The 911-nt window shown below is 74.9% G+C and carries 1 pseudogene; it reads right to left on the bottom strand.

Going from position 1 to position 911, the window contains the following annotated elements:
- A pseudogene (locus tag CA983_RS48745) lies at window positions 1-747 on the bottom strand (hypothetical protein); the annotation flags it as partial.
- Window positions 748-911 lie beyond the last annotated feature (164 nt).

Genomic DNA, 911 nt, shown 5'->3' with positions numbered 1-911 from the left:
GTGGTCGGGGCGGGACGCGGTCACACCGTCACGGGCGCCGCGCGCCTCGGTGGTGCGGGCCGCGTCCACGATGGGGAGGGACTCGGTGTGCACCGGCTCCATGGGGATCGGGTCACGGTGTGYGGGCTCCCGGTGTGCGGGCTCGCTGTGTGCGGACTCCCCGTGTGTGGGCTCCCGGTGTGTGGGCTCGCTGAGGAGAGGCTTCACGTATGCCGACCCCACGTGTGCCGACTCCATATGCGTCGGCTCCGTGTGCGTCGGCTTCATGTCGCCCCACTCCGTGTGCCCGGCCTCCATGTGCTGTTGGGCCTCGGCGAGGCTGATGCCGCGCTGGAAGGCCGCCATCAGGCCGGGGTCGTGGCCGACGAGGTGGTCGGAGTCCTGGCGCGGCGTGGGACCGTCGCGCAGTTGGGGTGCGATGTGTTCCTGGGCGCGGCGGCGGGGCAGTTGGGGCTTGCCCATGGTGCCGCGCACGGTGCCGTTGCGCGGGGTCGGCGGCGCGGTCACGTTCTCGGCGAGGATGCGCCGGTCGTCGGCACTGATACCGGGCCTCGCCTCGGCCGGGTTGGGCCGCTCCCGGTGGGTCCCGCGCACGGGCAGGGGCGCGGGCCGGCCGCTCTGCGGGGTTCCGCCCGAGGCCCGTTCGGCCTCCTGCCGGTACGCCCGGGATGCCGCGGGCGGGACCGACGGCAGCGCTTCGGGCGCGGCACCTGCCCCGGACGGGAATCCGTACCCCGGCGAGGACACTGACGCAGGCGCGGATCCGGCTTCCGTCGAGCTTCCGGGCCCGAAGCCACCGGACACAGCCCCCTCGGCTYGGGACGACCCCCTGGACGCCGGTCCGTCTCCTGCCCCGGCCGCGGACTGCCCGAGTTGTCCCTGCTGTCCGTGCTGCCGGGTCTGCCGCAGCG

The organism is Streptomyces swartbergensis, assembly GCF_002148965.1.
Taxonomy (GTDB): Bacteria; Actinomycetota; Actinomycetes; order Streptomycetales; family Streptomycetaceae; genus Streptomyces; species Streptomyces swartbergensis.
This window is presented reverse-complemented; position numbering and strand designations above follow the sequence as displayed.